An 8641-nucleotide genomic window follows, 5' to 3' on the forward strand; every position below is an offset into this window, starting at 1 on the left:
AGTCCCGAGATCGCCACACCCTGTCACCAAGATGTCACTGTGCACGAAGCGGAAACGTGAGGGGAGGGCAGAAGGTTCCCCTCATGCCCTCCGATCACGGCCCCGCACCCGATCAGTTGCCGCGCATGTGCTGTTCCATGACCGACAGCAGGTAGTCGGGCTCGACCGGCTTGGTGACGTAATCGGAAGCCCCGGAGTCGATGGCCTTCTCCCGGTCCCCCTTCATCGCCTTCGCCGTCAGCGCGATGATCGGCAGCCCCGCGAACTGCGGCATCCGCCGGATCGCCGAGGTCGTCGCGTACCCGTCCATCTCCGGCATCATGATGTCCATCAGCACCACCGCCACGTCGTCGTGCTGCTCCAGCACCTCGATGCCCTCCCGCCCGTTCTCGGCGTAGAGCACCGCGAGCCCGTGCTGCTCCAGCACACTCGTCAGCGCGAACACGTTGCGCACGTCGTCGTCCACGATCAGCACCCGCTCCCCGTGGAAATCGTAACTCCGCGCCGCCGCCGCGACCGGCTCGTCCAGGTCCCAGGGCTCCCCGTACGGCTGCCCCGGCACCTCGGCCCGCGGCGCCGCGTCGCTCAGCTGCTTGCGGCGGCGCCGGAACAGCGCGGACGAGCCCCCGGCGGCCGGCTCGGCCGTCGGCAGCGCCTGGCGCACCGGCGCCGGCGGCAGAGGGGCCGCCGGCTGAGCGGCCGGCGGCGCCTCCTCGGCCGGCCTGCGGTACTCCCCGCGCGCCCCGCCGGGCGTCGGCGGCGCGTACCCCTGCGGCGGCAGCTCGCTGGGGTGCAGCGGCAGGTACAGCGTGAACGTCGAACCCCGCCCGGGCTCGCTGGCCGCGTGGATCTCCCCGCCCAGCAGGCGGGCGATCTCCCTGCTGATGGACAGCCCGAGGCCGGTGCCCCCGTACTTGCGGCTGGTCGTGCCGTCGGCCTGCTTGAACGCCTCGAAGATCACCAGCATCTTGCTCGCCGCGATCCCGATGCCCGTGTCCGTCACCGAGAAGGCGATCAGATCGGCGTCCGCCTCGCGCAGCGAACCGGCCTCCAGCAGCTGCTCCCGGATCGCCGTCGGCACGTCGCCGCCGGCGGGCCGGATCACCAGCTCCACCGCCCCGTTGTCGGTGAACTTCACCGCGTTCGAGAGCAGGTTGCGCAGCACCTGGAGGAGCCGCTGCTCATCGGTGTGCAAGGTCGCGGGGAGTTCCGGGGAGACCCGTACCGAGAAGTCGAGCCCCTTCTCCGCCGTCAGCGGCCGGAAGGTGGCCTCCACGTAGTCGACGAGCTGGACCAGCGCGATCCGGGTCGGCGAGACGTCCATCTTCCCGGCCTCGACCTTCGACAGGTCGAGGATGTCGTTGATCAGCTGGAGCAGGTCGGAGCCCGCGCCGTGGATGGTCTCGGCGAACTCCACCTGCTTGGGCGAGAGGTTCTCGTCCGCGTTGTCGGCGAGCAGCTTGGCCAGGATCAGCAGCGAGTTCAGCGGGGTGCGCAGCTCGTGCGACATGTTCGCCAGGAACTCGCTCTTGTACCGCATCGAGACGGCGAGCTGCTCGGCACGCTCCTCCAGGACCTGCCGGGCCTCCTCGATCTCGGTGTTCTTCACCTCGATGTCCCGGTTCTGCTGGGCCAGCAGCTCGGCCTTCTCCTCCAGCTCCGCGTTCGCGGCCTGGAGGGCCTTCTGCCGGTTCTCCAGCTCGTCCGAGCGCTCCCGCAGCTGCTCCGTCATCTCCTGCGACTGCTTGAGGAGCATCTCCGTCTTGGAGTTCACGGAGATCGTATTGACGCTCGTACCGATCATCTCGGCGATCTGGCTGAGGAAATCCTTCTGGATCTGCGTGAACGGCTGGAAGGCCGCCAGCTCGATCACGCCGAGGACCTTCCCCTCGAACAGCACCGGCAGCACGATCACGTGCGCGGGCGGGGCCTCCCCCAGCCCCGAGGAGATCTTCAGGTAGCCCGGCGGGGTGTTCTCGACCAGGATCGTCCGCTTCTCCTCGGCGACCGTCCCGATCAGCCCCTCCCCCGGCCGGAACGCGATGGGCATCTGACCGCCCGCGTACGCGTAACTCCCGCGCATCCGCAGCTCGTACGAGCCCTCCCCGGACCCGTCCGTCCCGATGTCGGTGCCGCCCCCGGTGGGCAGCACCAGGAAGAAGGCACCGTGCTGCGCGGAGACCACCGGAGTCAGCTCGCTCATGATCAGCGAAGCCACGTCGTCCAGCTCCCGACGGCCCTGCATCAGGGCCGAGATCCGGGCCAGATTGCCCTTGAGCCAGTCCTGCTCCTTGTTGGCCAGGGTGGTGTCGCGCAGGTTCACGATCATCGTGTTGATGTTGTCCTGGAGGACCTGGATCTCCCCCGCCGCGTCCACGTCGACCTTCAGGCTCAGGTCGCCGCGGGTCACCGCGGTGGCCACGGCCGCGATCGCGCGCACCTGCCGGGTGAGGTTGCCGGCCATCTCGTTCACGGACTCCGTCAGGTCGCGCCAGGTGCCGTCCACGTCCCGCACCCGGGCCTGACCGCCCAGGATGCCCTCGGTACCCACCTCGCGGGCCACCCGGGTCACCTGGTCCGCGAAGGAGGACAGCTGGTCGACCATCGTGTTGATGGTGGTCTTCAGCTCCAGGATCTCGCCCCGCGCGTCGATGTCGATCTTCTTGGTCATGTCGCCCTTGGCGATGGCGGTCGTGACCATGGCGATCTGCCGCACCTGACCGGTGAGGTTCGAGGCCATGAAGTTCACCGAGTCGGTGAGGTCCTTCCACGTACCGGAGACCCCCGGGACGTGCGCCTGACCGCCCAGCCGGCCCTCCGTACCCACCTCGCGGGCCACGCGCGTGACCTCGTCCGCGAACGAGGACAGGGTCTTGACCATCGTGTTCACGGTGTCCGCGAGCTGCGCGACCTCGCCGCGCGCCTCGACGGTCACCTTCTTCGTCAGGTCGCCGTTGGCCACCGCCGCCGAGACCTGCGCGATCCCGCGCACCTGCGCCGTCAGGTTCCCGGCCATGGTGTTGACGTTGTCGCTGAGGTCCTTCCAGATGCCGGTCACCCCGCGCACCCGGGCCTGACCACCCAGGATGCCCTCGGTCCCCACCTCGCGCGCGACCCGCGTCACCTGCTCGGCGAACGACGACAGCTGGTCCACCATCGTGTTCACGGTGGTGACGAGTTCGAGGATCTCGCCCTTCGCGTCGACCGTGATCTTCTTCGACAGGTCGCCCATGGCGACCGCCGTGGTCACCTCGGCGATGTTGCGCACCTGCGAGGTCAGGTTGTTCGCCATGAAGTTGACGGACTGGGTGAGGTCCTTCCAGGTGCCGGAGACGCCCTTCACCTCCGCCTGGCCGCCCAGGATGCCCTCGGTACCCACCTCCCGGGCCACCCGGGTGACCTGCTCGGCGAAGTTCGAGAGCTGGTCGACCATCGTGTTGAGGGTGTTCTTCAGCTCCAGGATCTCGCCCCGGGCGTCCACGTCGATCTTCTGCGACAGGTCACCGCGCGCCACCGCCGTGGCGACCTGCGCGATGTTGCGCACCTGCGAGGTCAGGTTCCCGGCCATGCCGTTCACCGAATCCGTCAGGTCGCGCCACACCCCGGCCACGCCCGGCACCTGCGCCTGACCGCCGAGGCGGCCCTCCGTGCCCACGTCCCGGGCCACCCGGGTCACCTGCTCGGCGAAGGCCGAGAGCTGGTCGACCATCGTGTTGATGGTGTTCTTCAGCTCCAGGATCTCGCCCCGGGCGTCCACGTCGATCTTCTGCGACAGGTCGCCCCGCGCCACCGCCGTGGTCACCTGGGCGATCTGGCGCACCTGCGAGGTCAGGTTCCCGGCCATGAAGTTGACCGAGTCGGTCAGCTCCTTCCAGGTGCCGGACACCCCCTCCACCCGCGCCTGACCGCCGAGGCGGCCCTCCGTACCCACGTCCCGGGCCATCCGCGTGACCTGGTCGGCGAAGGAGGACAGCTGGTCCACCATCGTGTTCACGGTGTTCTTCAGCTGGAGCATCTCACCGGAGACGTCCACGGTGACCTTCTGCGACAGGTCGCCGTTGGCCACCGCAGTCGTCACCTGGGCGATGTTGCGGACCTGGCCGGTGAGGTTGCGGAAGGCGGTGTTCACCGAATCGGTGAGGTCCTTCCACGTCCCGGCCGCGCCCGGCACCTGCGCCTGACCGCCCAGCTCACCCTCCACGCCGACCTCACGGGCCACGCGCGTCACCTCGGCACCGAACGACTGGAGCTGGTCCACCATCGTGTTGACGGTGTTCTTCAGCTCCAGCATCTCGCCGGCCACGTCCACCGTGACCTTCTGCGACAGGTCCCCGTTGGCCACCGCCGTCGTCACGGTCGCGATGTCCCGCACCTGAGTCGTGAGGTTGCGGAAGACCGTGTTCACCGAATCGGTGAGGTCCTTCCACGTCCCGGCCGCACCCGGCACCTGCGCCTGACCGCCCAGTGTTCCCTTGGCCCCGACCTCGCTGGCCACGCGCGTGACCTCGTCCGCGAACGTCCGCAGCGTCTCGGTCATCTGGTTGATCGTTTCGGCCAGTTGCGCGACCTCGCCGCGCGCGCTGACCCGCACCTTCTGCGACAGGTCGCCGTTCGCGACGGCCGTCGTCACCTGCGCGATGCCGCGCACCTGCGCCGTGAGGTTCCCCGCCATCGTGTTGACGGAGTCGGTCAGGTCCTTCCACACGCCCGCGACCCCGGGCACCTTCGCCTGACCGCCCAGCTCGCCCTCCGTCCCCACCTCGCGGGCGACACGGGTCACCTCGGAGGAGAACGAGGACAGCTGGTCCACCATCGTGTTCACGGTGTTCTTCAGCTGGAGCATCTCGCCGGCCACGTGCACCGTGACCTTGCGCGACAGATCACCCTTGGCCACCGCGGTCGTGACGAGAGCGATGTCACGCACCTGAGCGGTGAGCCGGTACGCCATCGTGTTGACGGAGTCGGTCAGGTCCTTCCAAGAACCCGACATTCCGCGCACCTGGGCCTGGCCACCGAGCTTGCCCTCGGTGCCCACCTCCAGCGCCACCCGCGTCACCTCGTCGGTGAACGCCGACAGCTGGTCGACCAGGTTGTTGACCGTCCGGCCGACCTTCAGGAACTCCCCGCGCAGCGGATGCCCGACCCCCTCCGGGGTCTGCGTCCGCAGGTCCATCCGCTGGTCCAGATCGCCCTCGGCCACCGCCGACAGCACCCGGCCCACCTCGGACACCGGCCGCGCGAGATCGTCGACCAGCTGGTTCGAGGCGTCGATCGCCGCCGCCCAGGAGCCCTCACAGGCACCCGTTTCCAGCCGTTCGCTCAGCTTTCCCTCGCGCCCCACCATCCGCCGGACCCGGGACAGCTCCCCGGTCAGATGCAGATTGCGGTCGGCGACCTCGTTGTAGACGGCGGCGATCTCCGCCATCACGCCCTCGCCGGACACCGTCAGCCGCTTGCGGAAGTTACCGTCCCGCATCGACACCAGCGCCGTGAGCAGCCGGTTCAGCGCGGCGGTATCGACTTCCGTCGTGCCGCCCCGCCGGGACCGTCCGCCCTTCGGGCGCGCTCCCGTACGCCGCACCGCTGCGCCAGACTCCACCGTGTCCCTCCCGAAAGGGTCGACCGCTGTTCCACCGGACATCCGACTACCCAAGACCGGCTCTCCAAGACTGCCCAGTGTTTCACCCCGGCCCAACCAGGCCATAACACTCCGGCACCATCGCACACCGGCCGCACCCCGCGGGTGGAATCCCGGACCACGGCCACCTCGCGACCGCGAAGGTAAGTAACCTGGCTACCGATGTCCCACCGCGTCGAAGGAGACTTGTGATCACGGCACGGGCGGCTGCCAGTTTCGACCCTCAAGGGCGCTCGGTCGCCGCCGCCCGCGCGTTCGTCCGCGACACCCTGCAGGGCTGGGGCTTCGCGGACATCGTCGACGACGCGGTGGTGCTCACCAGCGAGCTCGTCACCAACGCCGTGGTCCACGCCGGAACCCGGGCCGAGGTCCTGTGCCTGCGCACCGAGGACGGCGTACGCGTCGAGGTCGGCGACCGGTATCCCGAACGCGAACTCCCGCTCCAGCATCCCGGCGAGCGCCCCTACGCCGATCCCGACCGCGAGAGCGGCCGCGGCCTCATGCTCTGCGCCGCCCTCGCCACCCGCTGGGGCGTCGAGTACACCGCCACCCACAAACACGTGTGGTTCCGCCTCGACCTCCCGGACCGTCCGGTCGGTACCCGCTCCGCGGGCCCCGTCGTCCCCGACCAGCTGCTGCCCCTCGCCGACAGCCGGGTCCGCGTCGCCGTCCTCCAGATCGACTCCGCCGACTCCGTCTCCGCCTGGAACGACGACGCCGAGCACATCTTCGGCCACCCCGCCGAGAAGGCCGTCGGCCGCCCGCTCGCCGAACTCGCCGCCTGGCCGCAGACCCCCGGCACGGGCACCGGCGTCGCCGAAGCCCTGCGCCTGTCCCGCTGGGAGGGCAGCTACGGCATCCGCGGAGCCGACGGCCGGGTCATCCCCGTCTACGCCTCCCACCTGCGCGTCCGCGACGCCCACGGCGAACCCTCCATCGTCTGCCTCCTCGTCCACGACGACGAGCGCGCCCTGCTCCAGACCCCCACCCGTCTCCCCTCCTCCGACGGCGGCCAGCTCACCGAGCCGCGCGCCGCCGACCCCTTCGAGCTGTTCATCGGCTCCCCCGCCCCCGACGACCTGGAGGGCCTGCTCCAGCGCACCGTCGAACGGGCCCGTGACATGCTCGACGCGGACGCCGCCTTCCTCCTCCTGGCCACCGACGACGAGACGGAGCTGGAGGTCCGCGCGACCACCGGCCTGCCCTCCACCCGCCAGCGCTTCGCCCGCGTCCCCGTCGAGGCCGGCACCAGCCGCTACGGCTCCGCCCGCATGCCCGCCGTCCACGACGACCTCGTTGCCGTCCCCGGAGCCGTCCCGCTCCTGGAGGCCACCGGTATGCGCTCCGTGGTCACGGTCCCCCTCAAGGTCGAAGGCCGCCTCACCGGCTCCCTCGGCGTCGCCACCGAAGCACCGGACCGCTACTCCAACGAAGAGGCCCTGCGCCTCCAGTTCGCCGCCGACCGCATCGCCCTCGCCATCGAATCCGCCCGCCTCGGCGAGCTGGAACGACTGCGCCGCGGCTCGCTCTCCTTCCTCGTCGAAGCCTCCGACCTGCTCGCCGGCACCCTCGACCGGGACCAGACCCTGGCCCTCATGGCCCAGATGACCGTCCCCACCCTGGCCACCTGGTGCGCCGTCTACACCATCGCCGACCAGGCCTCCGACCCCTTCCTCGCCTACGTCCTGCACGAGGACGAGGAACGCATCGACGGCCTCAAGACCCTGCTCTCCCGGGTGAGCCCGCCCGATCCGGTCCGCGAGGCGGGCGCCCGCCCCTGGTCCGAGGCCACCGTGGCGGTCGGCGGCGAGACCGTGGTGCTGCCCCTCCTCGCCCGCAACCGCGTCATCGGCATGCTCACCCTCGGCAAGCCCCGCGAGGAGCACTTCCGCCAGGAGATCCTCGAACTCGCCGACGACCTCTCGCGCCGGGCCGCCCTGGCCCTCGACAACGCGCGCCTCTACTCCGAGCGCACCGCCATCAGCCGCTCCCTCCAGCGCAGCCTGCTGCCGCCCGGCTCCCCCGCCGTCCCCGGCATGGAGGTCGAGGTCATCTACCGCGCGGCCGGCGAGGGCAACGAGGTGGGCGGAGACTTCTACGACGTCTTCCCGATCCGCGAAGGCGTGTACGGCTTCGCCATCGGCGACGTCTGCGGTACGGGCCCCGAGGCGGCCGCCGTCACCGGCCTGGCCCGGCACGCCCTGCGCCTGCTGGCCCGCGAGGGCCTGAGCGCCCCCGCGGTACTGGAGCGCCTCAACGCGGCCATCCTCGACGAGGGCGCCCGCAGCCGCTTCCTCACCCTCCTGTACGGAGAGCTGCACCCCAGGCCGGACGGCGGCGCCCTCATGAAGGTCGTCTGCGCGGGCCACCCGCTGCCCCTGCGTCTGCGCCCCGACGGCCAGGTCAGCCCGGCCGCCGAACCGCAGCCCCTGCTCGGCGTGATCGAGGACCTCGACCTCTACGAGCAGACCCTGACCCTGGAGCCGGGCGACGTCCTGCTCTGCGTCACGGACGGCGTCACGGAACGCCGCGAGGGCACACGGATGCTCGGCGACGACGGCCTCGCCGAGGTCCTCACCACCTGCACGGGCCTGACGGCCGGCGCGGTCGCCTCCCGCATCCTGCGCGCGGTGGAACGCTTCGCCGCGGAGCCCGCCTCGGACGACATGGCGATCCTGGCCTTCCGCGTCCCCCAGCAGCGCGAAGGCGACTGACCCCAGCCCCGGCCCCGGCCGTAGCCGGGGCCGGGGCCGGCTTCCGCCTTGTGCGTCCCCCTCTTGACCCAGAACGCAAAAAAGGCCCCCGCCAATTGGCGGGGGCCTTCTCTGTTGGAGCCCTTTAACGGAATCGAACCGTTGACCTTCTCCTTACCATGGAGACGCTCTACCGACTGAGCTAAAAGGGCGGGTTGTTCGGCGGCGTCCTACTCTCCCACAGGGTCCCCCCTGCAGTACCATCGGCGCTGAAAGGCTTAGCTTCCGGGTTCGGAATGTAAACCGGGCG

General features: G+C 70.3%; 2 protein-coding genes, 1 tRNA gene and 1 rRNA gene. 1 reads left to right on the top strand and 3 read right to left on the bottom strand.

Annotation, left to right across the window (positions count from 1 at the left end; translation table 11 throughout):
• Positions 1 to 112 precede the first annotated feature (112 nt).
• Positions 113 to 5599: a HAMP domain-containing protein gene (locus ACFYYT_RS15920; RefSeq protein ID WP_351827716.1), complete on the bottom strand. Its 5487-nt coding sequence runs from the start codon at positions 5597 to 5599 to the stop codon at positions 113 to 115.
• A 191-nt stretch (positions 5600 to 5790) separates the two neighbouring features.
• Here ACFYYT_RS15920 and ACFYYT_RS15925 point away from each other — a divergent pair, with 191 nt between their 5' ends.
• Positions 5791 to 8352: a SpoIIE family protein phosphatase gene (locus ACFYYT_RS15925; protein ID WP_388608174.1), complete on the top strand. Its 2562-nt coding sequence runs from the start codon at positions 5791 to 5793 to the stop codon at positions 8350 to 8352.
• Positions 8353 to 8467: 115 nt separating this feature from the next.
• Here ACFYYT_RS15925 and ACFYYT_RS15930 read toward each other — a convergent pair.
• Both ACFYYT_RS15930 and rrf read right to left on the bottom strand, forming a co-directional pair.
• Positions 8468 to 8543 (bottom strand) — tRNA-Thr (locus ACFYYT_RS15930).
• A gap of 5 nt (positions 8544 to 8548) precedes the next feature.
• A 5S ribosomal RNA gene (rrf, locus tag ACFYYT_RS15935) occupies positions 8549 to 8641 on the bottom strand; the annotation flags it as partial.

It is taken from the genome of Streptomyces sp. NPDC002032, from assembly GCF_042890765.1.
GTDB lineage: Bacteria > Actinomycetota > Actinomycetes > Streptomycetales > Streptomycetaceae > Streptomyces.